Here is a 25,545-nt window from a genome sequence, read left to right as displayed (position 1 = left end):
CGGGGGTCATGCCTGGGGCCCGCCCGGGGTCGACCTGAGGCCACAAACAGCAGGCTCTGGACACGCCTCGCCAGCCCCCACGGGCATCACCATCCGACCGGCACCCGGCAACGGCGATACGACGTCCGGCCTTCTCGGCGCCGGACGCGGTCTGATGTTCTGTTAGCCCTTCTGCGGCGGACCGGCCACCAGCACGCGATGTGGCGGGCCGCTTGAGCGCCGTGGGTCGTCGGCGCCGCTTGGTGCCGGGCACCCGCCACCCGGCCCGCAGCATCTCGTGGCGTTGTCGTCGGTCGACAGCCGCCCGGCCGCTTGCCGCCTGCGCCCGGCGATGCACATATCCGGACGACGTCGCTGACGACGGCGAGTTCCGTCATTGTGGCGGGCTGTGCGGGTTCGTCGGGTATGGGCAGGTCGGGGGTCAGCCGCCGTGTGCGCCGGTCATGTGCGCCGCGAGATCCTCGGGCTGCAGGAAGGACGGTGGGGGCGGTGGGCCCCAGTTGAAGAGGCCGCGGGCGCCTTCGATGGTTTCTGGGGTCCAGGGCTGGTCATCGGGGATGTGGTCCATGTCGGAGTAGTACTCGCTGAACATGCCCGACGGGTCGCGCAGGTACCAGAAGAAGTTCGATCCGGCATGGTGCCTGCCCAGGCCCCATATGTGCCGTTCGGGACGGTCCTTCAGCATCCGCTGGGCTCCGCGTCCGATTTCGTCGATGTCCTCGACCTGCCAGGAAGTGTGGTGGGGGAAGACGATCGGTGACTTCATGACCAGAATGTTGTGGTGGTCGGTGGAGCAGCGCAGGAACGCCGCCGCGTCCTTGACGTAGTCGCTCGGCCTGAGCCCGAGGCCGTCCCGGAAGAAGGCGACGGTCGCTGCGAGGTCGGTGCTGCCCAGCACCACGTGGCCGAGTTTGCGGGGGCGTACTGGACCCTCACGCAGGATCCCGGGTGCGCGGATGGCGACCCGCTCGTTCCTGCCGGGGCCGTTGTAGGGGGTGGCCGGGTGGACCGGTTGAATCAGACGCGGCTCGATCTGGAGCACGGCGCGGACCCCGGTGGCCGGATCGACGGCGGTGAGGGCCTTTTCCTCGACGGTGGTCTCAATGCCGAGGGCGTCCAGCGACGCTCGTGCGCGGCCGAGGTCGTCTGGCTCGTCCACGCCGATTCGCACTTCAACGAGACGGCGGAAATCGGCGGGAACCAGGTGGAGCTGACGGCCGCCCTGGGTGCCGGAGAACCAGCCGTCGTCCTCGGTGAGCCCGAACTCCCGGTAATAGGCGCGAGTGTCTGTCAGATTCGGGACTGCGAGGGTGATGGAGCTGAGACGGTGCAGTGCCACGGGGTCCTCCTCAGGCGATGAACCTTTGGCGCAGTTCGCCGATGCCGTCGATGGTCGAAACCAGTTCCTCGCCCGGGTGCAGGAACCGCTGGGGTTCACGCCCCCAGCCCACGCCGGCCGGGGTGCCGGTGAACAGCACATCGCCGGGGAGCAGGGGCAGCAGTGCCGACAGGCGAGAGACCAGGGCCGGGACGGAGAAGATCAGGTCGCGGGTCCGGCCTTTCTGGACCTCCTCGCCATCGATGGTGGCGCGCAACTCCAGGTCGTCGATGTCGGCGAACTCCTCCGGCGTGACCAGGCACGGCCCCATCGGGGTGAAGCCGGGCAGCGACTTGCCGAGGCTGAACTGGGGGGCGGGGCCCGACATCTGGGTGATCCGTTCGGAGAGGTCCTGGCCGATGGTGACACCGGCGATCCGGCCCCACACGCCGACTTGGGCGACATTGCGGCATTGCTGGCCGATGACGGCGACGAGTTCCACCTCCCAGTCGGTGCTGCCGCCGGGGGGAAGGGTCACCTCGGTGACCGGTCCGGTGATGCTGGTGGCGAATTTGGTGAAGACCGGCGGAAGCCCCTCGGGGAGGGTGAAGCCGGATTCGGCCGCGTGGTCGCGGTAGTTCAGTCCGACCGCCAGCAGCTGGCGGGGCGCGGGTGCCGGCGAGCCGAGATCGCTGGGGTCGAAGGCCACGCCCTCGGGCAGACGCGCGGATGCGGCCCAGGAACGGAACTCCCCCCACCGCTGGTAGACCGCCTGCGGATCGGCGGTGAAGCGGCCATCGCCGGCTCGCTCCACGTCGACGGCAAGACCGTCCACCAGTAGGACGAGACGGCCGGACAGGTTGGCTGTACGCATGGAGGGATCCTTCAGACGAGCGGGGTGATCTTGTCGTCGACGCCAAGGAGGGCCTTGCCGTAAACCTCGGCACCAATGGCCGGTGAGATCACGGCGTGCCGGGCGGCCACATTGACGTCCCGCCAGATCCGCTGGAGCGGGGAGACGTCGGCGAAGCCGCCAGCACCGTGTGCGTTCATCAGCGTGGTGAGGGCGTCCACGATGTGGTGGACGGCGGCTCCGGCGTCGGCGCGCACCCGGGCGCGCGCGGTGTAATCGAGGTGTTCGCCCTGGGAGGCGGCGCCGTCGATGTCGGCGGCGGCCCTGCGCACGAGTAGCGTCGCGATGTCGATCTTGGTGGCGGCGTCGGCGATCTGCAATTGGAAGGCGGTCGACTCTGTCTGGGTCTCGAAGAAGGTGTAGGAGATCGGCTTCCTGGCGGCCTTGTCGATGACGAGCTTCAGCGCCGCCCGTCCCATCCCGAGCTGGGGTCCCGCCAGCACGAGGGTGAGCACCGGGACGAACGCCGACCGATACAGGGCCTCTTCGGCATGCTCGGTCGGGTACTGGCCCTCGATCGCCGCCGGAACCGACAGCACCCGGTACTCCGGCACGAACAGGTTCTCCCCCACCAGGCAGTTGCTGGCGGTGCCGCGCATACCCGCGACGTGCCACACGTCCTCGATGGTCAGATCCGACGCGGGAATGAGCACCAGTCCCTGGTCGACGACCTCTCCGGTCTCGTCGGTGAGCGGAACGCCGAGCACGGCCCAGGTCGACCACCAAGAGCCGGAGTTGTAGTACCAGCGGCCCGTGACCTCCCAGCCGCCCTCGACCTTTCGGGTCGTCGCGGTCGGCGTCAGAACGCCGGTGACGCGGGCGCCGCCGGAGCCGAACACCTCCTCCTGGGCGCGCTGCGGGAAAAGCGACGCGAGCCAGTTGCACACGTTGGTCAGCGCCACGACCCAGCCGGTGGATCCGTCGGCCTCGGCGATCGTCGCCGAGACGTCCAGCATCGTGCGAAGTGTCGCCTCGTCGCCGCCGTACCGCTTGGGCACCGAGACCTCGAACAGGCCGGCCTGGCCGATCGCTTCCATGCATTCGGTCGTGACGCGGCGGTCCGCCTCGGTCTTCGCGGCGTGCTCGCGGATCAGCGGCTGGAGCGCCTCGGCTCGGGCGATGATCTCCTCAGGGGCGGTCATGTGTTCCTCCTCGGACAGTGATCAGTGGGAGCACGCGGTGATGACGTCGGTGATGGGGCGGCGGGGGCGATCGGCGAAACCCGAGTGCGTACCGAAGGCGCGGTGCCCATAGACGAGGGGCGCCGCGGTACGGGTTTCGGCCGCGATGACGATGCCGAGCAGCAGGATGTGGTCACCGCCTTGGAGTTCCCGGGCGAGGTCGCAGGCGAGCCAGCCGGGCGAGCGGACGAGCCGGGGAAGCTCGTGGTCGAACCCCCACTCGACCGCGGCGAAGCGATCGACATCTCGCTTGGCGAACACCAGCGCGTCGTCGTCCTGACCGTGGCCGAGGACATTGACCCCGAACCGACCGGTCCTCCGGATGCGCTCAAGCAGTGCCGATCCGTGGTCGAGGGCGACGGTCACCATGGGGGGTCGCAGCGACAGCGAGGCGAACGCGCTGACCGTCGTGCCGTGGGGTCGGCCGCCCTCGGCCGCGGTGACGATCGTGACCGGTGCGCAGACGCCGGCCATGAGATCACGGAAAGCCTGGTCAGTCACCATCTCCACTCCAATGTCCATGATGATTATGGAGATAATCACGGTCCGGATGCGTCATCGTCAAGAGACCGCGATAATCTTTATGGTGAATTCGTCCCCGAGGAGGGCATGTGGCGTCCGCCGACGAGCAGAACGAGATCCCCGCGCTGCGGCGTGCCGACTGGCGGCGTGCGCACCCGCCCCAGCGGGCCGAAGCGGGTCGCTCCCGGGCCGACACCGCCGCCGAAGTGATCGCCGAGCTGGTCGAGCGCGCCGTCCCCGGTACCCGGCTGGGCACCAAGGAGGAGCTGAGAGTCAAGTGCGGGGTGTCGGTCGGCACCTTCAACGAGGCGCTCCGGCTAGTGCAGGCCAGGGAGCTCGTCACCGTTCGCCCCGGTCCCGGCGGCGGCCTGTTCGCGGCCGAGCAGTCGCCGATGGTGCGGCTCGGCAACTCGGTCCTCGCGCTCGACTCCGACCATGCCTCGGTCGCCGACGCCGTCCGCATCCGCGACGCCCTCGACCCGCTGCTCATCCAGGACGCGCTCTGGCACGCGTCCCCCGCCGACGTGGCCGGCCTGAGGCAGCAACTCGTGCCCATGGCCGGAGCCGCCGAGACGGGCGACGCCATCGGTTTCGTCCACGCCAACTGGCAGCTCCACGCCCAGATCGCGGCGATCAGCCCCAATCGGATGCTGCGCTCGATCTACTCCACGCTGCTCGACATCATCGAGAGCCACACCCTGTCGGTCCTCCCGGGCGGCGAGCAGCCGCTACCGGACTACATCCGGCAGCGATACCGGTTGCACGCCGACCTGATCGAGGCGCTGGAACGCCGCGATGAGGCCGAGGCGTCCCGCCTCATTCACGAGCACAACACCAGCCTGTCCCGGGACGGCGCCGTGTAGGAGTTCGATCGTGCCGAGCTCTGTCATGAGCGGGCGAACGGCCTGCGCCTGATACTCCTGGCCGAAGTGCACGACTCGATCGGCGAGCAGTATTCCCTCACGTCGCCGGACGACCTCGCGGCCTCGCTTCCCCATAGAGCCAGTCCATGTACTTGTAGCTGTGCTGATCGCGTTCGCGGAACAACTCGTTGCGCATGATCCTGGCGACGCCGTCCACGTGCCAGATGTCGCCCCAGAAGCGGGCGGTGGTCTGCACGCGGGCCGTACGGGCGGTGCGTTCGGCCTCGTACCGCTTCAGTGCGTCCGTCAAGTCGGCTTCGCGGCGCAGTTCGTCGGCGAGGCAGTGCGCATCCTCGATCGCCTGGCAGGCGCCTTGCGCGAGGTACTGCAGCATGGGATGGGCGGCGTCACCGGTCAGGATGAGGCGGCCATCGATCCAACTGGGGATCGGCAGCCGGTCGTACATCGGCCAGTGGCGGTCGCGCCAGAGCGAGCCGAGACCGGTCCGCACCTGCGGGCAGGCGCCGGCGAAGACGGTGTCGAGTTCGTCCGGTCCGCCCCAATCCTGCTCGCCGCGTTCGTAGGCGGGGGATTTGAAGACCGCAACGGTGTTGAAGATCTCGCCACGTCGCAGCGGGTACTGCACCAGATGGCACCCAGGCCCCAGGTAAACGACGACCTCGTGAAGGGCCTCCTCGCCGATCTCCCCGCCGAGGTCCGCGACGGGGACCGTGCCCCGGTATGCGACGTAGCCGGAGCAGATGGGCTCGTCGTCGCTGAGCCTGGTGCGCAGGGCCGAGTGGAGCCCGTCCGCAGCGACGGCGATTCGCCCTCGGTACTCGCCACGCGCGCTCTGAACGATCGCCGCATCAGTGTCTGTCACGACGTCCTTGACGTCGGTGTCCGGCACCAGCTCGACACCTGCCCTCTCACAGGCACGCACCAGGATGGTGAGCAGGTCACTGCGGTGGATCACGACATAGGGCGCGCCATATCGCTGAACGAACGCGTCATCGAGTTCGAGGCGGGTGAGTTCGCTGCCGTCGAGGGCGTCCTTGAACATCAGGCGGCGCGGGACGACACCGGCTTGGAGGACCTCGTCGAGCAGGCCCCACTCCTTCAGGATCCGGGTGGCGTTCGGCGCCATCTGCAGGCCGGCGCCGACCTCGGTGAACTCTGGTGACCGTTCGAGGACGGACACCGAACGCCCGGAGCGGGCCAGGGCGTAGGCGGTGGAGAGCCCACCGATGCCGCCCCCGGCGACCACCACGTCGACCGGTTCACGTACGGAGGTCATCGTCGCGTTTCCTTTCATCGCGTCGGTTCACAGCCAGGGGCCGAGCGTGGGCGCCTCGGCGGTCCGTCCGGTCAGCCATGCGGCCAGGTCGGCGGCCCGCCCTCTGGACGCGTGCCTGGCCGCGGCCTCGGAGACCAGGCGGGTGTTGAAGTCGTCGGGCAGGTCGGCGAAGGTCACGCCGTTGCCCAGGTCGACGGCGTGCACCGCCATCTCCCTGGCCCGCATCCACGGGATCTCCCCGGCGGGGACGGTCCGGCCTTGGGCGGTCACGACGAGGTTGCTCCACGCGGCGCCGGGCAGGGCGTCCATGTCGTCCGCGAGGCTGTTCGCCGACGCGTGGACGAGGGAGCGCAGCTCGGATGCGGGACGCCGCGCCAGCGCCTCGATCTCGTCCGCCCGCTGCTCCGGGCTCGCGTACATGCGGTTCTCGACGCCGGTGGCGGCCCAGCTCAGGAGCCGTCGCAGCGCCTCGGCGTTGCCGTGGACGTGGCCGACGAGGTGCCAGCGCGTCCAGCCGGGAAGCGCGGTCGGCGCGTCCAGCCGGTCGTCGGCGAGCCGGTCGAGGGCGCCGAGGAACAGCCTGGTGGCCTCGTCCATCCAGGTGCGGACGGTCATGACGTCCTCGCCGTGTTCTCCAGGCGCCCGATGCCCCCGATCTCGGTCACCACGGTCATTCCGTCCGACAGGTAGCGGGGCGGCTTGCGGGCGTGGCCGACACCGCCGGGCGTGCCGGTCGCGATGACGTCGCCCGGCCGCAGCGTGAGGACCGTGGAGGCGTACCGCACCAGGTCGACCGGGTCGAAGACCAGGTCGGACGTCTCCGCCTTCTGCATCACCTCGCCGTCGACGCGGCAGGTGAGCGCCACGGCGGGGCGGACGCCACCGGGCAGCTCGTCCGGCGTGACCATGACGGGCCCGAGCGGCGTGGTGCCCTCGAACGTCTTGCCCTGGAGCCATTCCTTGGTGCGGAACTGCCAGTCCCGCATGGTGACGTCGTTCATGATCGTGAATCCGGCGATGGCGCGGGAGGCCTCCTGTTCGGAGGCCCGCCGCACCGTGCGTCCGATCACCACGGTCAGCTCGGCCTCCCAGTCGACGGCCGACGACTCGGGGGCGAGCTGGATGTCGTCGCCGGCACCGATGAGCGCCTCGGCGAACTTGGCGAACAGCGTGGGGTGCTCGGGCAGGTCCCGCCCCATCTCCAGAATGTGGTTGCGGTAGTTGAGCCCGACGCACAGCACCTTGCCCGGACGCGGCACGACGGGCGCGAGGTCGGAGGCGTCCACGGCACGCGGCTCCCCGCCGGCGCTCGCCGCCTCATCGGCCCAGTCCTCGCGTGCGAGCAACGCGCCCACGTCGGGTGCGTCGAGGAGGACGTATCCGCCGGAGGTGAGCCTGGCGGCGCGGGTTCCATCGCCGGTGCGGACGGTCGCGAGCTTCACTGAGCGTTCTCCTGAATCGTGTCGTACTGGACGCGGTGCTGGTGCAGCCGCTCGAAAATGGGGGTGTCACTGAACCGGAACAGGTCCAGCCCGTTCTCGGTGGCGAGTGTCATCGGCTGCCACGACGGGACGACGAACAGGTCGCCGCGTGCGACCGTCCAGTCGTGCTCCCCGACGGTGACCCGCCCGGTGCCGTCGAACACCTGGAACACCGAGGAACCCACCTCACGCGACGTCGCGGTCGCCGTGTCCGGCGCCAGCCGGTGGAACTCGGTGCGCAGCGTCGGCATGACGTCGCCGCCGGTCGTGGGGTTGGTGTAGCGGACGGCGGCGTGGCCGGGCTCGACCGTGGCCCGATGCCCCTCCGCCTCCAGCGCCAGTTGCTCGGCCAGAGCCCGGTCGGTGTGCTCCCACCGGTAGGCCAGCAGCGGAGTCGCCGGCGTCGGCTGGAGATGGGTGAGCGGACGCAGGCCGGGATGGCCCCACAGCCGCTCCGACCGCGACCGGTCCGGCGCGTCCCGCGACTCGACCTCGTCCGGCCCGAACTCGAAGAACGTGGACTCGGCGAAGTACTGGAACGGGATGTCCAGCCCGTCGATCCAGGCCATCGGGCGGTCGGTGATGTTGTGGTGCCCGTGCCAGTGCCACCCCGCCTGCGGAAGGAAGTCACCGCGGCGCATCGCGACGGGATCGCCGTCGACGACCGTCCACACGCCCTCCCCCTCGACGACGAACCGGAACGCGTTCTGCGTGTGCCGGTGCACCGGGGCGTCCTCGCCGGGGTTGAGGTACTGGATCGCGGCCCACAGCGTCGGCGTCGCGAACGGCCACCCGCCCAGCCCCGGGTTGGCCAGCGCGATCGCCCGCCGCTCACCGCCCCGCCCGACCGGGACCAGCTCCCCGGCCCGCTCCGCCATCGGCAGCAGCGCGTCCCACCGCCACCGGTGCGGGACGGCCTTCGACCGCGGCGACGGCGGCATCAGATCGCCGATCTCCGTCCACAGCGGGACGAGCAGTTCGGCCTCGAAGCCGCGGTACAGCGCCTCCAGCTCCGGTGTGCGGGCCGGCTGGTTCTCGGCGTCGGTCGCGACGACGGTCACCGGCGATCCATCCGTGACGGTCATGGTGGAGTCCCTTTCCAGCAGGTTCCAGGCGTTCAGCCTGCCAAGATTCTGCAATGCAGATAAGCTTTTCTGTTGTGAAGAACAAACCGCCGTCGCGCTCCTGCGGGCGGTGTGCGAGCCCCATCTCAGATGGCTGGTAAAGCAGACCGAAGAATCGGCGAACGTGGTGGTGCGCCTGGGGAACGAGGCCCGGTTCATCGCCACCGTCCAGTCCGAGCACGTTCTGCGGGTGGGCGACCGCGTGGGCGTGTCGCTCCCGGCGCACCTGGCCTCGGGCGGCAAGGCGATCCTCGCCGCCTTGCCGCCCGGCGAGGTGGCAGACCTTTATAAGGATGGTGACGTCGACCTGCCGAGGCTGCACCGCGAACTCGGCCTGGTGCGGCGCCGGGGCTTCGCCATCAACGACCAGCTCACCGAGACCGGCCTGATCGCGATCGGTGTCCTGGTGCGGGACGAGTCGGGCGCCCCGCTCGCCGGCCTGTCCGTCGCGCTGCCCACCGCACGGTTCGACCGGGACGCCCTTCCCGGCTGGGTGAGCACACTGACCACCGCTGCGCGACGCATTGAGGCGGCCATGACGCGGCAACGCTGATCGACAACGCGCAACAGCGCCGACCGATCTCGCCGAGCCCGGTCCAGCACACCCTGTCATGTGGGTACAAATGATCCGTCCCGCCGGAGGCCTCGGCCCCGGGCTTCCGGACCATCCCGCCCACACGATCTTTAGGACTGTGCCCCCACCAGCGCGGCCCGGGCGGAGTTGACCGCGTCGGTCTGCCTGACCTGCCTTTCCCAGCCCCAGACATCGCCGGGGACCGCGTTGTTGACGTGGCCGCAGTTGGCGCAGGTGCGACCACGCTCGGTGTTGTGCTGCCGGGCGAAGTCGGCGGAACCGACCGTGGTGGCGAACTGGTGGACTGCCAGAGTTGTGCCGGACGGCGGTGTGGCGTCGTACTCGTGCCTGGTCAGCTCCTCCTTGCATTTCTTGCAGCGGGTGATCAGTGCCTCGCTCTGGTCGCCTTCCTCGGCCTGGTGCTGGGTGACCACGATGACCGCGTAGGCCTCGGGGTCCTTCTCGTTGTCCAGGCGGGAGTTGACGCCGTGCAGGTTCTGAGTCGCGATGATCTGGGCCGGCGCCAGAGGCGAATTGTTCGAGCCGTAGCAGACGACGACCTCCGACACGGTGTTCCAGTGGAAGAACTGGCCGTAGGCCCGTCCTGGTCCGCCGATGAGGACGTTGCCGCAAGGGACGATCGCGCCCGTATGGACGTAAGGGAAGAGGGGCATGAGCTGCGCGGCGGCCTTGGACATCCGCTCGTACACGTTGACCTTGAGCGGTTCCAGATCCGGGTCGGGCGGCGGAATCCGGCGGGAGTCCGACAACTCGGGTAGAGATGTCATCGGCGCGTCCTCCCAATGACTCTTTCGGACAGGGCGGTCGTGGGCATTGGTTCTCCGTGGAAGGGAGGATCAGACCGAGACGGGGGTGTTCCAGCCGAACGCGGCCAGGTCGATCTCCGGGTGGACGGCGGCACACTTGTCGCAGGTCCGGGCGTCGAGGTCGGCGGTGAAGCGGGCCACGGCCGCGGTGTAGAACTGGACCGCCGGGACGTCGTTGTCGTGCTCCCATTCATAGCGCCGCAGTTCTGCGTCGCAGCCGGGGCAGTACCAGGCCGCGCCCTGCCGCCCGGCGTCGAGTGCCTGGTAGCGGAGCGTGACCCCCACCTCTATGGGCACGATCTGGTGCGGCGTTCCGGCGGGGATATAGATGTGGTCGCCGACGTCCATGCGGAACCTGTTCACCGAACTGTCCCGCAGGTGCACGTGGGCCGCGCCGGACATCTGGCTGAGCACGGTGTCCTTCTGGCAGATCAGATGGAAGGGCTGGGGCAGGCGGTTGCGGGACAGATAGATCTGCGGATCGGTGTGGTCGGGCAGGACGGCTTCGTCCTGATAGTCACCGAACTCGGCGGCGGCCTTGAGTGCGTGGATCATCCGGCGGCGGTTCATCGCTGACCTTCCTTCTCGGTCGCATTCGCGGCTTCGCGCAGGCTGTTGCACGCGGCGTTGACAGCCCGGGTCTGGTCGACCTGGCGCGCCCACCCCCACTCGGCGCGGGAGAACGGGACGTTCTCGTGACCGCACGCCTGGCAGACGCGGACCGCTTCGGTGTTGCGGAGGTCCGCGAATTCGGCGGAGCCGAGGGTGGTCGCGAACTGGTGCACCAGATCATCGGAACCGCCGTGGCGGGCCCCGTCATAGCCGGGAAGCCCGGGGGGAGTGGCGTCGTACTCGTGCCGGATCAGTTCGGCCTTGCACTTCTTGCAGCGGGCGACGAGCGCCTCACGCTGGTCGCCCGATTCTCCCTGGTGCTGGGTCACCACGATGACCGCATAGGCCTCCGGGTCCTTTTCGTCACGCAGGAAGGAGTTCACCCCGTGCAGGTTCTGCGTCGCCATGATCTGCCCCGAGGCGAGCAGCGACCGGTTCGATCCATAGACCACCACAACCTCCGACACGGTGTTCCAGTGGAAGAAGTGGCCGTAGCTCTGCTCCGGTCCGCCGATGAGGACGTTGCCGCAGGGGACGATCGCGCCGGCGTGGACGTAGGGGAAGAGGGGCATGAGCTGCGCGGCGGCCTTCGACATCCGCTCGTACACGTTGACCTTGAGCGGTTCCAGATCCGGGTCGGGCGGCGGAATCCGCCGCGTATCCTCCAGCCGCACTGGGTCGGTGATGGTCTGACTCATGGCGACTCCCTCAACTATGTCGCACGATACGGAACAGTGGCCCCCATTGTGATACCTGCTTGGACATTTGACAAGCGTCCATGGACGAGGAGTCGTCAGGAACGCCGACGGCCGGACCCCGCCTGAGCGGGATCCGGCCGTGATGCACGGACTATGAACCGGTGACGCGAAGGCCGCAGTCGCCGACGGAGGTGTTCCGGCCGACCGCCGGGATCAGCCGAGGCGTTCCCCCAGCTCGCGGACGGTACGCACGGTCGCCGCCGCGGTGTCCTTGATCCAGGCGTCGTCGCAGCGCGACTGGGGGGCGGTGGTCGCGATCGCCGCCCGGACCCGGCCCCGCTTGTCGCGGACGGCCGCGGCGACCGCGACGACGTCGACTTCACTCTCGGCGTTGTTGAACGCGTACCCGAGCCGGCGGACCTCGGCAAGTTGCTCTCGCAGCTCATCCAGCGTCGTGACGGCGTTCGGAGTGGGAGCGGAGAGTTCACCCGAGGGGTAGAGCGCGGCCAGTTCCGCGTCACTCTTCTCGGCGAGCAGGCTCTTGCCCGCGGCGGTCGCGTGCGCCGGCAGAAGCCGTCCGACGCGGGCACCGGTGCGCACCACCCGCGCACTCTCGACGCTGTCGAGGAAGACCACATCGGTGCCGCGCAGGTACGCCAGGTGAACCGTCTCATCGGTCTCGTCGCGCAGGTTCACGAGCGCACCGTGGGACAGGGCCCGGATGTCGATGTTCTGGACCACCGAAAGGCCGATGTCGACCAGCGCGGGGCCCGGCTTGTAGGCGCGCGAGAACTCGTCCTGCTCCACGAACTGGTGGTGGCCGAGCGTGGCGAGCATCCGGTGGACCGTCGAGCGGGACAGCCCCATCTCCCTGGCGACCTGGTTGACCCGGATCATCTCGTGGTCCTGGTACAGCCGCAGCAGCCGCAAAACGTTGTCGACCGCGCCGATCAGTCCGGCGGGGCGATCGGGAGCGGTGTCGTCAGAAATGTCCTCGGCCCTTCGTGGTGCTGAGAGCAGGTTAGCGCAGCTATGTCCAGCCTTGCGTTTGACATTCTAGTGTAGCAAAATACGGGACACTGTTCCGTAGCATGACACATTAAGGACCGAGATGCCTCTCTATCTGAGCCTCCACCAAGCCCCCGGACTGTCGGCGGAAGAGATCGCCGGGAACGCTCCCGAGGTCGTGCAGCAGGTTCACGCCACCTTCAAGCAGCTGTACGTCAACACCGATACCGGCTTCATCGTCTCGGTCTACGAAGCGGCCACCCCCGACGACGTCGAACGCGAGTTCGAGCGAGTCGGCTTCCCCTTCGACTCCATCAACGAGATCGACTTCACGCAGAACGCCGCCGAGCTCGCCGGCCTGGCCGCGAAGGTGAGCGATGACTGAGTCTCCCCGTCTGGACCGGCCGATCACCCTGGTGTTCCGCGGCGACTGGGGACAGGCCAACATGCACCGGATCTGCGGCTGGCTCGCCCAGGAAGTGGGCGACCGCACCCCCGGCGGCTCTCGCTTCGCGATCTGGTCGGGGCGCGGCGGCAGGGACCAGATCGACGCGCTGAACGCCGGAGAAGCCGACATCGCGATCGTCACTCCGACCGCCGCCGTGCGGATGCTGCACGAGTCCGGTGAGCTGGAGGATCTCAGCGCGCTGGGGACCATCGGGCAGCGAGACCGGCTGGTCGTCGCCGTGGACGCCGCCCTACCGGTCACCACCGTTCCGGAGTTGGCGGCCATCGCCGACCGGCTCACCGTGGCGACCTCGCCGGACGACGGCGTCAACCTCATCGGATGGGCCGCCCACCGGGCGCTGCGGCTGGCCGGAGTCGATCCGGCCGAGCTGACCTTCTTCTACGACGAGCGCCCGTTCCCCTGCGTCGGCGCGTTCGCCGACGGGGACACCAACGTCCTGATCCACGAGGCGGTGATGACACCGCACTGGCAACGCATCGAGCATGTCCGCCCGGTGCGCTACCTGCCGTGGGGTCCTGAAGTCCTGGACGGCTTCAACGCGCACGGCTGGCCGGACGCGGTGGTCCCGGCCGGCTACCTGCCCGGCCTGACCGAGGATCTCCGCACACTGGACTTCTCCGACTTCGCGGTGCTGTGCCGCGGGGACATGGCCGACGATCTGGCGTACCTGGTCACCTGGTGCATGGTGAAGACCCGCGCGGCCTTGGAAAAGCAGTACGCGCACCTGCCCGAAGACCGCACACCTGTGACCTACCCGATCGTCCCCGCCGACCTGGCGCGCACCCCGCTGCCGCTGCACCCGGCGGCCGCACGCGCCTACGCCGACCTCGAGTCGTCGGACGAGTCGTCCACCGGCACACCGATCTGGATCTGATTGGCCACTCCGCCCCGGCCGGCGCCCGCCCCCGCACCACGAAAAGAGGTCGTGCGATGGCTTACGTGATCAATCAAGAATGCATCCATGAACTGGACGGAGCCTGCGTCGAGGTCTGCCCGGTGGACTGCATCTACGAAGGACTTACCAAGCGCTACATCAACCCCGACGAATGCATCGACTGCGGCGCCTGTCTGCCCGAATGCCCGGTGAATGCGATCGATGCCACCGGCGACGGGCCCGACCCGGTCTGGGTCGCCGACAACGCCGCCTTCTTCACGACGGCGCTACCCGGAAGAGACGCCCCGCTGGGCAGCCCCGGCGGCGCCTACGGAACGGGGACCATCGGCGTGGACACCCCGCTCGTCGCAAGTTGGAACGAAGAATGACCCTTGGACACCTCACCTTCTTCGCTGACCTGGGAAGCAAATGAAAGACACGATCGAGACGACCGTCGAGGCAAGCCGCGCACTGGCCGCGGCAGGGCTCACCGACATGGTCTGGGGACATGCCGCCATCCGTGACCCCGACGGGCGCGGCGTGTGGATGAAGTCGGCGGGCTGGGGGTTCGAGGAGGTGGCGGCGGAGACGACCGTCCTGGTGAGCCCGGCGGGCGAGGTCCTCGGCGGCCAGGGCAAGCGACACATCGAATACCCGATCCATACCGAGATCATGCGGCGGCGACCCGACGTCGGCTGCGTTGTGCACACCCACGCGCCGGCCCTGAGCGCCTTCGCCTCGCTGAACACCGAACTACGGCCCATCTCGCACGACGGCGTCCTGTTCAGCGACCCGCAGGTACCGAGGTTCACCGGTACCGGCGCCCTCATCGCCACGCCCGAACTGGGCGGCGCGCTCGCCGGCGCGCTCGGGGACGCCCGCGCCTGCCTGATGCCCCAGCACGGTGCGGTGACCGTCGGTCCCGACGCCGCCACCGCGGTGATGCACGCCGTCCTGCTGGAGCGCGCCTGCCGCACACAGCTTCTCGCGCTGGCCGCCGGCGGCCCCCAGGTCTGGTCCAACGAGGCCGAAGCGGCCTTCAAGCGCGACCAGATCTGGAACGCCGAACAGGTGCGTGCCGGCTACGACTACCTCGTCCGCTCGGCGGACAGGACACGGGCGTGACCTCCGTCGGAGGATAGGCCGCCGGAAACGGGAATGGTCCGGTGCCGCCCGCCCGGTCCGGCTGCCGGATTGCCGCGGCCGGGCCGACAACCACGAGCGACCGGCCGTCGGAACCTCCCGAAGGCCGGTGACGGGAGAATCATGAAGATCACTCATTTCGGGCACGCATGCGTACTCTTCGAGGCCCCCGGGGCTCGGCTGCTGTTCGATCCCGGCGCCTACGCCTCAGGGTTCGAGGAGCTCCGCGACCTGGACGCCATCCTCTTCACGCACGAGCACCCCGATCACCTGGACACCGAACGCCTCCCCGCCCTTCTCAACGCCAACCCCGATGTACAGGTGATCACGAACCCTGGTGGCGGAGAGCGGCTGCGCGAGGCGGGGGTGAATCATCACACGGTCAATCCGGGCGACACCGTGGAGGCGGGAGAGTCCACCGTGAAGGTCCTGGGCGGCGACCATGCGGTCATCCACCGCGATCTGCCGTGCTTGGGCAACAACGGCTATCTGGTCACCGACCTGCTGCTGCACCCCGGTGACGCCTTCGTCGTCCCGGACGACGCCGTACGGGTGCTGCTGCTGCCGGCCGGCGGGCCCTGGATGAAGGTCAGCGAGAGCATCGACTACCTGCGGTCCGTTGCCCCCCAGGCCGCCGTTCCGATCCATCAGGCCGGACTCGCCGACGTGCATCAGCAACTCCATTACCAGCTTTTCCGCGGTCTCGCGCCGTCCGGCACAGAGATACACGTGCTCGACCACGGCGTCACCACCGACTTCTGAACACGATGTTCCAAGGGGCTGGGCCCCTGGAAGCCGATTCTGCGCTTCCAGGGGCCCAGCCCCCTTCTCAGCCCTGATCCGCAGCTGTAGCGCGAAGCCTGGGCAGGAACACGACCGCGACCGCGCCGAAGATGGCGGGGACCATGAAGCCGTAGAAGCCGGCTCGCGGGGAGGCGATCGTCGCGGTGACGACGGACAGGTAGAGCGGGCCGACGATCGCGCCGATCCGTCCGACACCCAAGGCCAGGCCGAGGCTGGTGGCACGGTTGCGCTTGGCGTAGAAGGCGGAGATATAGGCGATGACCATGCCTTGACAGCCGAGCGAGCCGAGCCCCGCCAGCGCCGAGACGACGAGCAGCAGCGGTCTCGGCTGGTTGCTGGACAGGACGAGCATGGCGACCGCAGAGAGCGCGAAGAGCCCGAAGGTGACGAACTTCAGGTAGCCGCGGTCGGCGAACACGGCCATCGCCATGCTGCCGAAGCTGGCGCCGATCGTGAAGGCGATCAGGAACTCCAGGGAGGAGTTGAGGTTGTAGCCGTTCTTGATCATGACGGTCGGAAGCCAAGCGGTGGTGCTGTACACCAGCGCCATGCTCATGAACGCGGCGATCCAGAACAGCACCGTTGCGCGGCGGCTGCTCGGAACGAACAGCGAGGTCATCCGCTCACGCTCGCTCGTCCTGCCGACCGCGTTCGCCGGGACGATCGACCAGATGAAGGGGACGAGGATGATCGACAGCGCGCCGATCAGGAACACCGTCTGGAAGTGGTGTCCGGGAAGGATCAGACGGCCGAGAAGGGCCGATGCCGCACCGCCGACGCCCATCGACCCGAGGGCGATGGCCAGGTGGAGAGTGCGGCGACGAGCGGGAGCTCCGTCGGTGACGTACGCCGAGACGAGCGGGACGAGCGCGCCGATGCCGATTCCGGTGCAGAACCGGACGGCCACGAGGCTGTTCAGGTTGGGCACGATCGCCGACACGAGCATGGTGGCCGAGATCCAGGTGACGGCGACGACCATCGGGGTACGGCGTCCCCACCGGTCGGCGCCTGATCCCGCCAGGACGGAGCCGAGCGGCATCCCGAGGGCGGTGGCGGCGCCCAGGGTTCCGAGGGTCGATCCAGTGGCCCCCCAGGAGGGGTCCCGCAAGAGGCTCGGGCCGATGGTGCCGACGGTGAACAGGTCATAGCCGTCCACGAAGAGGATCAGGCAGGCGACGACGAGCACGCGCACCTGACTTCTCGTGGCCGGTGGAGCGGCGGTCGTGGTCGTGGTCATGGAACTCCTTGCACGAAAGCCCCGCTTTTCGGTCGACTGACCGTGAGCCGGCGGGATGGGGGTGGGGTGAGGGCACTGCGGTCGTCGGGCGGAGCCGACCCCGAATGCCCTTCTTCCTGTGCCGATCCAGGCGACACGCAGGTCGGCCCGGACGGGCGTCTCTTTCCATGCCGAAATTCGCCGGCGGGGGACGCTGCCCTGTCGGGGTGGTCGAACAGGGAGTCACCGCGGCCAGGACACCGGTGCTCAAGCGTCCCGGCCGGGACGGTTCTCGGGATGGGGTCCGCAGACGTGGACGACGGGTTGGGTTGACGCCTCAGCGCCGGTTCAGCCGGCCGCAGATCGGTCGGTTCGGGGAGAGGACGGCCGTGTTCTGGCCGAACCGTTCTCGTTCGAAGGGGCGGTGACGGTCATTCATCGACCTTGTGTTCTGCTATTCGAAACAAAGGTCCTGCATCTCGGTACACAGTAAACCCAGGTCGGAGGCGGGTCAATGGTTTTGGCGTCTCGCAGAGAAAAACCTATATCCTGAATAGCAGGACATCATGGAGTCGGGGATCACACCCGTTCCTCTCCGTGATGGCGGCGACCGCAGAGTCGTCGCTCAGCCGCCCCACCTGAGCCATCGGGTGGAGCGACGTTGGACAGAGCCTCAGGCCGGCGCAGACGGGTCCTGCACGGCGAGACCGTGGCGGGCCAGCTCGTCGGCGACCTGCTGATGTGCGTCCGCGCTGAAGACCGCCGCGATGTAACGGTCGGGTTTGATCAGAAGGAAGCGGCCGCGAGCAGGGGCGAGCGCCGCTTCGAGACGACCGTCCGCGTCGGCGATCGCCTGGCGCCCTTCCGCCGGGCGGGGCAGGCGCTCACCGAGGGCCACGTCGATGCGGCGGAACGGCCAGACCTGGGGAAGGGCTCTCCATGCCTTCTCCGGCACGTCCACGCCCAGCAGCGCGAAGCCCTCGCCGAGAACCTCGTCCAACCTGCGCGGGCGCAGTCCGGGAGGGACCAGTGCCAGCGGCTGCGGGAGCAGCCGGCCGGCCAGCTCTTCGCCGTCCCGGCCGGTCCGGACGACCAGGCCGGCCTCGTGGACGGCGCGGGGCCGAAATCTCATCTCGGTGAGGTAGCGGCGCCCCCGAGCGGTCCGCAGCATCGCCCGGACCAGGCCGTCACGCAGCAGGGCGCGGCCGGGGCTGGTGGTCATGACGATCCGGCCGAGCCGTTCGGAGAAGGCGACCAATGCGGTGGCGTGCGGCCTGCGCTCGGCCTCGTAGGTGTCCAGCAGTGTCTGGGATGCGCGGCCGTGCCATACCTCGGCGATTTTCCAGGCGAGGTTCGCGGCGTCCCTGAAACCGGAGTTCAGTCCTTGCCCGGCGAATGGAGGCATCATGTGAGCGGCGTCGCCGAGCAGGATGCATCGGCCGTCCCGCCAGCGGTCGGCGACCACCGCGTTGAAGGTGTAGTTCGTGCACCGTTCGACCTGCTCGGGGCCGATCGTCCGGTACGGAGCGATCAGCCGCTGGATCAACTCGAAGTCCGGCCGGGTCCCGCCTGCTCCCTCGCCGGGGCGCAGGCGGAACTCGTACCGGCAGCGCCCGTCACGGCCCGGAATGATCACCGTGGGCCGCTCCGGTCTGCCGTGGTGCATGCCGTACCGCTGGTCGTGGGTGTCCCCCAGGGTGTCGGCGACCAGCCATACATCCGTGTGGCTGGTCCCCGTCATGTCGATCTTCCGCAGTTCGCGCAGCGTGCTCCGGCCGCCGTCGCAGGCCAGCAGCCAGGCCGCCGCCACCTCACGGGTTTCGCCCGTCTCCACGTCGCGCAGCGTTGTCAGGACGCCGTCCTCGGCCTCGGAGGCGTCGACGAGTTCTGTTCCGAACGCCGTCTGAACACCGGGATGTGCTCGGAGGGCGGACAGCAGGGCACGTTCCAGTTCCGGCTGGGCGAACTGGTTCTTGAACGGGTATCCCAGCCGGTAGGGCTCGGGTCCGCGGGCGTGGAACAGCGGTCGGCCCTTACGGTCGAAATAGCGGGTGCCGGTGCCCGGAACCACGATCTCCAGGACGGTCTCGGCAAGGCCCGCCGACTGCAGGGTCCGCAGGGATTCGTCGTCCAGGCTGATCGCCTTGGCCTCGTCACTGGTGGTGGCGTTGCGCTCGATCAGGACGACCGGGACTCCGCGGGCCGCCAGCAGGTTGGCCGCGGTCAGCCCGACGGGCCCGGCTCCGACCACCAGCACGGGAAGCGGAAGAGAGGTCATGGTCGGGCTTCGGCGCGAACGGTGTTTCGCAGCACGCCCAAGCCGCTGATCTCGACCTCGACGGTGTCGCCGTCGGCGAGGAACACCTGGGGGTCGCGCCGGAAGCCGACCCCGGACGGGGTGCCGGTGAGGATGACGTCGCCCGGCTCCAGCCGGGTGAAGGTGGAGATCACGCTGATCAGCTCGGGCACATCGAAGATCATCAGCGCGGTGGTGGAGGACTGGAGCTCCTCGCCGTTGAGGCGCAGGCTGATGTCGAGCTTGCCGGGATCGACCTCGTCGGGGGTGACCAGTGCCGGGCCGAGCGGGGTGGAGTCGTCCCATGCCTTGCCCTGGGTCCACTGGTGGGTCTTGTACTGGAAGTCGCGCATCGTCACGTCGTTGCAGATCGTGTAGCCCAGGACGTGGTCGAAGGCCTCATCACGGGAGATCCTGCGGCCGCCGCGCCCGCTCACGACCGCGAGTTCGGCCTCGTAGTCGACCTGCTGAGACTCGGGCGGCAGTGTGATCGCCTGACCGTGCCCGATGAGGTTGGACGCGAACTTGGGGAACAGCACCGGATAGGTGGGCAGTTCCCGGCCGGTCTCCTCGATGTGGGCGCGATAGTTCAACCCAACGCAGAAGATCTTGCCGGGCCGGGTGACGACCGGCAGGAGTTCCAGGTCCTCCAGCGGAAGGCCGGCCTGCTCACTGTCGGCGTCCCGCAGGGTCTCAGGCCGCGTGGCCAGACCGATGGCGGTCACGCCGAGAAGCGGGTACGCCCGACCGTCCTCGACCCTGGCGAGGGCCTCGACGCCGTCGGCGCCGCGAAACGAAACGAACTGCATGGCAACTCCCGGCCGGGTGTATGTCCTGAGAAGCGAACGTGGTTTCCTGTTGCGCGAGACAGCCTAGTCATGATTAGAGTTGTTTCGCAATACAGGATCTATGCCCTGCAAAGTAGGACAAGGAGCGGTCATGGCTATCGCGGAGCTGGGCCACACCGGACTGTGGGTCTACGACCTGCCCAAGATGCGCCACTTCTACGAGCGCGTCCTCGGCCTGACGGTCACCGACGAGGACGCCGAGCTGGGCATCGTGTTCTTCAGCGCACGCCCGGAGGAGGAGCACCACGAGTTCGTGCTGCAGACCGGCCGGACGGCGGCGATCGGCGACAAGCAGCAGCACCAGATCTCCTGGCGCGTGGAGACGCTCGACGACATCCGGGCGTTCCACGACACGTTCGTCGCCGAAGGAGTCCAGGTGCAGCAGGAGGTGACCCACGGCAACGCCTTCGGCATCTACTTCTTCGACCCCGAGGGCAACCGCAACGAGGTCTACCTGCGCATCGAGCGGGACGTCCGGCAGCCGTTCCGCAAGACCATCGACTTCGGCATGCGATCCGAGAAGATCTGGGCAGAGGCCGAGCGCCTGCTCGACGACGACGGCGACGCCTACCAGCCCGTTCAATGAACGGGCACCGTCACCGCTGCGATACCTTCGCACCCCGCCGCGGAGGCGGTCCGGTCACGCCGCCGAACTCCCAAGGCCCGGCCGACGTCGCCGAACTCCCGAGGTCAGGATGCCACCATCGCGAGACGCTCACTGATCCGCCGGGCGGCGTCGCCGACGGTCGCGGCCACCTCGGGGATCCGTTCGTCGGGGATGCGGTGCGACAGCGCGGCAACGCTCACCGCGGCCGTCACGGCGCGCTCCTCATCGCGGATCGGCGCCGCGATCCCCACCACGTCAGGATCCAACTCCCCGCGGGAGACCGCGTAACCCAGGGACCGGATCTCGGCCAGCCGGGCGAGCAGGGCATCGGCGTCGGTGACCGTCGCGCCGGTCAAGCGCGGCAGGCCGCTCGCCTCGATGACGGCCCGCACCTCGTTCTCCGAAGCCCACGCGAGCAGCACCAGTGCCGACGCGCCCGCATTGACCGGAAGGACGTGACCGCGCTCATACGACAGCCGCACCGGACTGTCGGTGGACTCCCGCTCCAGGCAGACGACGGCGGTTCCAGTACGGCGAGTGAGCAGCACCGTCTCGCCGACCTCGCCGACCAGTTCGCGCATGATCGGCCGCGCGATCTCCGACAGCCCGATGCCCTTGCGGGCCAGCCGCGCCAACTCGAACACCCGTGGTCCGAGCCGGTACCCGGAGGGCCGCTGCTCCTCGATGAAGCCCGACGAAGCCAGGCTCTGCAGGTAGCGATAGGCGGTGGAACGCGCGACCCCGAGCTGGTCGGCGACCTCCTGACCACCGATGACGAGCCGGTCGTCGCCGAACAACGCCAGGATGTCCAGCGCCCGGTCAGCGGTGGAGTTGCGGTCCCGGTAGGTCCCAGAACGAGTCTCTGCCTGTCCTGCCATGCAGGAAACGCTACATGAAGGTCAGGGTGCCTCCGGCCCTCGTCGTGAAGCGACGGCATACTGGACGTGACTCGATAAACAGAATCCGGGTCCTGAAAATCAGGATTCCTCGGAAGGTTTGTGAGGAGCCGCTGCATGCCTGTTTCGACCACTGCCGCCGTCGCGCGAGCAGGAGCCGACGGCTTCACCTGGGAGCCGGTGCGGCTCGAAGATCCACGTGAAGGAGAGGCACTGGTCCGCGTCGTCGCCGCCGGCCTGTGTCACACCGACCTCTCCGTCCTGGCGGGACGCCTTCCCGTCACACTTCCCGCGGTCCTCGGCCACGAGGGCGCCGCCGTGGTGGAAGCGGTCGGCCCGGGCGTGACCTCGGTCATGCCTGGCGACCGGGTGCTCCTGAGCTTCACCAACTGCGGACACTGCACGGCCTGCCTCGGCGGCCGGCCGACGGCGTGCTCCACGTTCTTCCTCCGCAACTTCTCCGCCGGACGGCCGGACGGCAGCTCACCGATCAGCACGCCGGACGGCGAGCGACTGGGCGGCCGGTTCTTCGGCCAGTCGTCGCTCGCCCGGCACGCCGTCGTGGACGTGCGCAGCGCGGTGAAAGTGACGGCGACCGGCGAGGACGAACTGGCCATGCTCGCCCCGGTCGGCTGTGGCGTCCAGACGGGCGCCGGTGCGGTCCTCAACGTGCTGCGCCCGGCCACCGGCGCGACCCTCGTCGTGTTCGGCGCCGGCGCGGTCGGTCTATCGGCGGTGATGGCCGCGAGGCTCACCGGGGCGAGCCGGATCATCGCCGTCGACCGGGTTCCCTCCCGGCTGCGCCTGGCGCTGGAACTGGGCGCCACCGACATCGTCGACACCACGCGCGGCCCGCTGCCCGAACTGCTCTCCGGACTCGGCGACCTCACGCACGCGCTGGAGACCACCGGCGTACCCGCGGTCCTGGAACAGGCCATCGACGCTGTGAGCAGCACGGGAACCGTCGCAGTGGTCGGGGCTCCCGCCGCGGGCAGCCGCGTCTCCTTCGACGTCAACGCGCTCATCGACGGCCGCACGATCCGTGGCGTCACCGAGGGCGGCAGCGACCGCCTCACCTTCATCCCCGCTCTGATCGAGTTGCATCGCCAGGGCCGGCTGCCGTTCGACCGGCTCATCCGGACCTACCCGCCCGAGGAACTGGACCGTGCCGTAGCCGACGCCCAGTCCGGCGCCACGCTCAAACCGGTCATCCGCTTCTCCGGGGAGGACGCCTGATGAAGAACGCACTCAACTGGATCGGCGGGCAGTGGCGCGACTCCCCGGTCCGCCTGCAGTCCACTGACCCGGCCACCGGGGAGCCCATCGGCACCTTCGCCGATGGCGGCATCGACGAGGCCCGTGCGGCGATCGCCGCCGCACGGTCTGCCTTCACCGATACCTCCTGGTCCCGCGACCGTCATGCACGGGCCGCCGCGCTGCTGGAGTTCGCCCAGCGAATGGCCGAGCGCCGCGACGAACTGGTCGATCTGCTCTCGCGGGAGAACGGCAAGACGCTGCACGACGCGGGCATCGAGATCGACTCCACGATCCCCAAACTCCGCTACCACGCCGCTCTCGCGCTCACCGACACCGGCCGCTCCGCCGAGGCCAGGCCCGGGATGTACTCCGTGACGCTGCACCAGGCGCTCGGAGTGGCAGGCGTCATCGTCCCGTGGAACTCGCCGGTGATCCTTGCGGTGCGCTCCTTCGCACCGGCACTCGCAGCGGGCTGCACGGTCGCCATGAAGATGCCCGCCCAGACCGCGCTCACCAATGGACTGCTGCTCGAGATCGCCGCGAGCGTCGCCACCCTTCCGCCCGGAACGCTCAACTCCTTCACCGAATCCGGCAACGGCGGAGCTCCGCTCCTGGTCACCGACCCCGGGGTCGACGTCGTCAGCTACACCGGCAGCACCACCGTAGGAAAGACCATCATGGCCCAGGCCGCAGCCGGGCTGAAGCCCGTCTCGCTGGAGTTGGGCGGCAAGAACCCCATGCTGGTATTCGACGACGCCGACCTCGACCTCGCGGTGCCCGTGCTGACCGCCGCGATCACCACGTTCGCCGGGCAGTTCTGCATGGCCGGCAGCCGCATCCTGGCCCACACGGGCATCGCCGACCGGCTCCGGGAACGGCTCGCCGCATCCCTGGAGGCGGTGCGGGTCGGACCCGGCCGAGACCCCGACGTCGACATGGGCCCGGTCATCGACCGCGCCGCCGCGGAACGCATCGACCGCATGATCGCCGACGCCGAGACCTACGCGAAGATCGTGGTGCGCGGCGGGCTCACCGGCGCCGGAGCATTCGTACGACCAAGCCTGATCGAAGTCACGGACGTCCAATCCCCGATCGTCCAGCAGGAGGTGTTCGGCCCCGTCGCCACCTTCGAGGTGTTCGACACCGAGTCCGAAGCCATCACCCGCGCCAACGCCACCCCCTACGGCCTCGCCGCCTCCGTATGGAGCCGCGACGTGGACCGGCCGATGCGCGTGGCCCGCGAACTGGACGCCGGCACGATATGGACCAACACCTGGGGCGTCATCCACGACCAGTTCGAAGAAGGCGGCTTCAAACACAGCGGCGTCGGCAGGCTCAACGGCCGACGCGGCATGGAGGAATTCCAGGAGATCAAGCACCTGGTCCACACCGCCCCAGCCCTCCCCTGAACCAGCGTGTTCACCGGCGGGTACCTCTGACATAGCGCAACCAGCAGGCGCCGATTTGATCCGCAGGCTGTGGGTTCGAGTCCCACGCGACCCACCCATCCTGACCAGGGCAAACGCCCTCCGCCGGGTGCACCGGGGATCCTGCCCGGGGCCGGGCTGAGGCCACCCTGGGGCCGAGTCGGCGCACAAGCCGAGCAACGGTCGTTTCTGTCCTGCCGCCCCTGTGCCCGCCGCCGGCGGGTCTGGACTCGGGGACGGCCTGCGGGACGCGGTTCGGCGCCTGGCAGAGAGCGTGTCCGGCTGTACGAGTGTGTCCGGCGTACAGGCTGACAACACGGATCTTCTTGAGGACAACCCGAGTGATCGGTGACGGTGGCCTCAGCCGCGGACTTCGCTCCCCGTCGCCCGCATTCAGGAGATCACATGAACCTGCCGTCCCTTGCCGCTGCCCTTCTGGGGGCGGCCTTGCTCACTTCTCTGACCGGAGCGTCTGAGGCGCCGCCGGCGCAGGCCGCCGGGGCCAAGGCGCTTCCGAGCGTGAACATGGAGGCCACCGTCAAGGCGGCGCAGATCGACCCGCGGCGGGCCGGCGACGCGTTGACCCCGGGCGCCAAGGCCGGCGTCCTGCTCGTCGAGCGGGCTCTGCGCGATCGGAACCTGCTGGACGCCCAGTGGGTGGACGGCCACTTCGGCACCAAGACGGTCGCCGCCTATGCGAAGTACCAGAAGTCGCTCGGCTACACCGGTCTCGACGCCAACGGCCTGCCCGGCAAGACGTCCCTCGCCAAGCTGGGAGCCGGCCGCTTCACGGTCACCCGCACCATCGGCCCGGGTGCCCGCGTCTCCACCGGCGGCGTCATCGTCAACACCCGCACGCGGGACATGCTGGCCGAGGCGGAGCGGCTGCTCGGCCGCGACCTCGTGCTCGAGCAGGGGTCGTACAACCCCGGCGGCGACCCCACGTCCGCGGGCACCCATGACGGCGGCGGCGTCGTCGACATCTCGGTCAAGGGGATGAGCTCCGCCACCAGCACCGCGGCCGCCCGCGCGCTGCGCCGGGTCGGCTTCGCGGCCTGGGTGCGCAGCCCCGAACAGGGCGACTGGCCGTGGCACATCCACGCCGCCGCCATCAGCGACACCGACCTCTCCAGCCAGGCCCAGCACCAGGTGGGCGACTACTACCTCGGCCTGAACGGGCTCGCCAACCGTAATCCGGACGACGGCCCGAAGGTGACCATCCGCACCTGGGAGGAGTACCAGCGCCGCTGACCTCCCCCGCCAACCCCGGGATTCGCGAACAGAAGGAGA

General features: G+C 69.0%; 27 protein-coding genes. 11 read left to right on the top strand and 16 right to left on the bottom strand.

The window, feature by feature from the left end; all coding sequences use genetic code 11:
• Positions 1-421: 421 nt before the first annotated feature.
• The 4 genes from AB0C35_RS13475 to AB0C35_RS13460 are packed head-to-tail and all read right to left on the bottom strand — an operon-like array spanning position 422 to position 3,916.
• A complete protein-coding gene (locus AB0C35_RS13475; protein ID WP_358454378.1) occupies positions 422-1,339 on the bottom strand; it encodes a VOC family protein in 918 nt (305 codons plus the stop codon).
• A gap of 10 nt (positions 1,340-1,349) precedes the next feature.
• A complete protein-coding gene (locus AB0C35_RS13470) occupies positions 1,350-2,192 on the bottom strand; it encodes a fumarylacetoacetate hydrolase family protein (protein ID WP_358454375.1) in 843 nt (280 codons plus the stop codon).
• 11 nt (positions 2,193-2,203) lie between these two features.
• Positions 2,204-3,373, bottom strand: a complete 1,170-nt coding sequence (locus AB0C35_RS13465; protein ID WP_358454373.1) for an acyl-CoA dehydrogenase family protein — start codon at positions 3,371-3,373, stop codon at positions 2,204-2,206.
• Between the two features lie 21 nt (positions 3,374-3,394).
• Positions 3,395-3,916 (bottom strand): flavin reductase family protein, encoded by a 522-nt coding sequence (locus tag AB0C35_RS13460; RefSeq protein WP_358454371.1) that lies wholly within the window; start codon positions 3,914-3,916, stop codon positions 3,395-3,397.
• A 107-nt stretch (positions 3,917-4,023) separates the two neighbouring features.
• On the opposite strand from AB0C35_RS13460, the gene AB0C35_RS13455 reads away from it, so the two are divergent.
• Positions 4,024-4,797, top strand: coding sequence for an FCD domain-containing protein (locus AB0C35_RS13455; RefSeq protein ID WP_358454368.1), 774 nt, complete (start codon positions 4,024-4,026; stop codon positions 4,795-4,797).
• Between the two features lie 97 nt (positions 4,798-4,894).
• Here AB0C35_RS13455 and AB0C35_RS13450 read toward each other — a convergent pair whose 3' ends face one another.
• The 4 genes from AB0C35_RS13450 to AB0C35_RS13435 are packed head-to-tail and all read right to left on the bottom strand — an operon-like array spanning position 4,895 to position 8,660.
• A complete protein-coding gene (locus tag AB0C35_RS13450) occupies positions 4,895-6,094 on the bottom strand; it encodes an FAD-dependent oxidoreductase (protein WP_358454365.1) in 1,200 nt (399 codons plus the stop codon).
• Positions 6,095-6,121: 27 nt separating this feature from the next.
• Positions 6,122-6,709 carry a maleylpyruvate isomerase family mycothiol-dependent enzyme gene (locus tag AB0C35_RS13445; RefSeq protein ID WP_358454362.1) on the bottom strand — a complete coding sequence of 196 codons (588 nt, stop codon included), beginning with the start codon at positions 6,707-6,709 and terminating at the stop codon, positions 6,122-6,124.
• On the bottom strand, positions 6,706-7,536 hold the full coding sequence (locus AB0C35_RS13440) for a fumarylacetoacetate hydrolase family protein (RefSeq protein ID WP_358454359.1): 831 nt from the start codon (positions 7,534-7,536) through the stop codon (positions 6,706-6,708). Before AB0C35_RS13440 ends, AB0C35_RS13445 begins: the two co-directional genes overlap by 4 nt.
• Complete coding sequence (locus AB0C35_RS13435; RefSeq protein WP_358454356.1) at positions 7,533-8,660, bottom strand: cupin domain-containing protein; 1,128 nt, start codon at positions 8,658-8,660, stop codon at positions 7,533-7,535. Before AB0C35_RS13435 ends, AB0C35_RS13440 begins: the two co-directional genes overlap by 4 nt.
• Here AB0C35_RS13435 and AB0C35_RS13430 point away from each other — a divergent pair.
• Positions 8,659-9,252: an IclR family transcriptional regulator C-terminal domain-containing protein gene (locus AB0C35_RS13430; protein WP_358454461.1), complete on the top strand. Its 594-nt coding sequence runs from the start codon at positions 8,659-8,661 to the stop codon at positions 9,250-9,252. The genes AB0C35_RS13435 and AB0C35_RS13430 overlap by 2 nt on opposite strands.
• Positions 9,253-9,383: 131 nt before the next feature.
• Here the strand turns inward: AB0C35_RS13430 and AB0C35_RS13425 are convergent, their stop codons facing one another.
• The 4 genes from AB0C35_RS13425 to AB0C35_RS13410 all read right to left on the bottom strand — a co-directional run bounded on the left by AB0C35_RS13425 (position 9,384) and on the right by AB0C35_RS13410 (position 12,361).
• Entirely contained in the window at positions 9,384-10,061 is a 678-nt protein-coding gene (locus tag AB0C35_RS13425; RefSeq protein ID WP_358454353.1) for a hypothetical protein, read from the bottom strand.
• A 69-nt stretch (positions 10,062-10,130) separates the two neighbouring features.
• Positions 10,131-10,670 carry a hypothetical protein gene (locus AB0C35_RS13420; protein WP_358454350.1) on the bottom strand — a complete coding sequence of 180 codons (540 nt, stop codon included), beginning with the start codon at positions 10,668-10,670 and terminating at the stop codon, positions 10,131-10,133.
• The gene (locus AB0C35_RS13415) at positions 10,667-11,410 is read right to left on the bottom strand and encodes a hypothetical protein (protein WP_358454347.1); all 744 of its coding nucleotides are present in this window, start codon (positions 11,408-11,410) and stop codon (positions 10,667-10,669) included. Before AB0C35_RS13415 ends, AB0C35_RS13420 begins: the two co-directional genes overlap by 4 nt.
• 213 nt (positions 11,411-11,623) lie before the next feature.
• Complete coding sequence (locus AB0C35_RS13410; protein WP_358454458.1) at positions 11,624-12,361, bottom strand: IclR family transcriptional regulator; 738 nt, start codon at positions 12,359-12,361, stop codon at positions 11,624-11,626.
• A gap of 160 nt (positions 12,362-12,521) precedes the next feature.
• Here AB0C35_RS13410 and AB0C35_RS13405 point away from each other — a divergent pair, with 160 nt between their 5' ends.
• The 5 genes from AB0C35_RS13405 (at position 12,522) to AB0C35_RS13385 (ending at position 15,666) form a co-directional block, all read left to right on the top strand.
• On the top strand, positions 12,522-12,803 hold the full coding sequence (locus AB0C35_RS13405; protein WP_358454344.1) for a nickel-binding protein: 282 nt from the start codon (positions 12,522-12,524) through the stop codon (positions 12,801-12,803).
• Positions 12,796-13,761 carry a TAXI family TRAP transporter solute-binding subunit gene (locus tag AB0C35_RS13400; RefSeq protein ID WP_358454341.1) on the top strand — a complete coding sequence of 322 codons (966 nt, stop codon included), beginning with the start codon at positions 12,796-12,798 and terminating at the stop codon, positions 13,759-13,761. The genes AB0C35_RS13405 and AB0C35_RS13400 overlap by 8 nt, the downstream gene beginning before the upstream one ends.
• A gap of 56 nt (positions 13,762-13,817) precedes the next feature.
• On the top strand, positions 13,818-14,150 hold the full coding sequence (locus tag AB0C35_RS13395; protein WP_358454338.1) for a ferredoxin family protein: 333 nt from the start codon (positions 13,818-13,820) through the stop codon (positions 14,148-14,150).
• A 40-nt stretch (positions 14,151-14,190) separates the two neighbouring features.
• Positions 14,191-14,886 (top strand): class II aldolase/adducin family protein, encoded by a 696-nt coding sequence (locus AB0C35_RS13390; protein ID WP_358454335.1) that lies wholly within the window; start codon positions 14,191-14,193, stop codon positions 14,884-14,886.
• Between the two features lie 141 nt (positions 14,887-15,027).
• Positions 15,028-15,666: an MBL fold metallo-hydrolase gene (locus AB0C35_RS13385; RefSeq protein ID WP_358454332.1), complete on the top strand. Its 639-nt coding sequence runs from the start codon at positions 15,028-15,030 to the stop codon at positions 15,664-15,666.
• 67 nt (positions 15,667-15,733) lie between these two features.
• Here AB0C35_RS13385 and AB0C35_RS13380 read toward each other — a convergent pair whose 3' ends face one another.
• The 3 genes from AB0C35_RS13380 to AB0C35_RS13370 all read right to left on the bottom strand — a co-directional run bounded on the left by AB0C35_RS13380 (position 15,734) and on the right by AB0C35_RS13370 (position 20,029).
• The gene (locus AB0C35_RS13380; protein ID WP_358454330.1) at positions 15,734-16,945 is read right to left on the bottom strand and encodes an MFS transporter; all 1,212 of its coding nucleotides are present in this window, start codon (positions 16,943-16,945) and stop codon (positions 15,734-15,736) included.
• A gap of 652 nt (positions 16,946-17,597) precedes the next feature.
• Positions 17,598-19,202, bottom strand: coding sequence for a bifunctional 3-(3-hydroxy-phenyl)propionate/3-hydroxycinnamic acid hydroxylase (locus AB0C35_RS13375; protein ID WP_358454327.1), 1,605 nt, complete (start codon positions 19,200-19,202; stop codon positions 17,598-17,600).
• The gene (locus tag AB0C35_RS13370; protein ID WP_358454324.1) at positions 19,199-20,029 is read right to left on the bottom strand and encodes a fumarylacetoacetate hydrolase family protein; all 831 of its coding nucleotides are present in this window, start codon (positions 20,027-20,029) and stop codon (positions 19,199-19,201) included. The genes AB0C35_RS13375 and AB0C35_RS13370 overlap by 4 nt, the downstream gene beginning before the upstream one ends.
• A 130-nt stretch (positions 20,030-20,159) precedes the next feature.
• Between AB0C35_RS13370 and AB0C35_RS13365 the strand changes: the two genes are divergently transcribed.
• A complete protein-coding gene (locus AB0C35_RS13365) occupies positions 20,160-20,654 on the top strand; it encodes a VOC family protein (RefSeq protein WP_358454321.1) in 495 nt (164 codons plus the stop codon).
• Positions 20,655-20,758: 104 nt separating this feature from the next.
• On the opposite strand, the gene AB0C35_RS13360 is transcribed toward AB0C35_RS13365, so the two are convergent.
• Positions 20,759-21,553, bottom strand: a complete 795-nt coding sequence (locus AB0C35_RS13360) for an IclR family transcriptional regulator (RefSeq protein ID WP_358454318.1) — start codon at positions 21,551-21,553, stop codon at positions 20,759-20,761.
• Positions 21,554-21,688: 135 nt separating this feature from the next.
• Between AB0C35_RS13360 and AB0C35_RS13355 the strand changes: the two genes are divergently transcribed.
• From AB0C35_RS13355 to AB0C35_RS13345, 3 genes are all read left to right on the top strand, one after another.
• Positions 21,689-22,807 carry an NAD(P)-dependent alcohol dehydrogenase gene (locus tag AB0C35_RS13355; protein ID WP_358454315.1) on the top strand — a complete coding sequence of 373 codons (1,119 nt, stop codon included), beginning with the start codon at positions 21,689-21,691 and terminating at the stop codon, positions 22,805-22,807.
• Entirely contained in the window at positions 22,807-24,237 is a 1,431-nt protein-coding gene (locus AB0C35_RS13350) for an aldehyde dehydrogenase family protein (RefSeq protein WP_358454312.1), read from the top strand. Before AB0C35_RS13355 ends, AB0C35_RS13350 begins: the two co-directional genes overlap by 1 nt.
• Positions 24,238-24,660: 423 nt before the next feature.
• Complete coding sequence (locus tag AB0C35_RS13345; RefSeq protein ID WP_358454309.1) at positions 24,661-25,506, top strand: peptidoglycan-binding protein; 846 nt, start codon at positions 24,661-24,663, stop codon at positions 25,504-25,506.
• Positions 25,507-25,545 lie beyond the last annotated feature (39 nt).

Origin of the sequence: Spirillospora sp. NPDC048819, assembly GCF_040650055.1 — a bacterium.
Classification (GTDB): Bacteria; Actinomycetota; Actinomycetes; order Streptosporangiales; family Streptosporangiaceae; genus Spirillospora.
The sequence above is the reverse complement of the archived record's forward strand: the minus strand, read 5'-3'. Positions and strand labels throughout refer to the sequence as shown.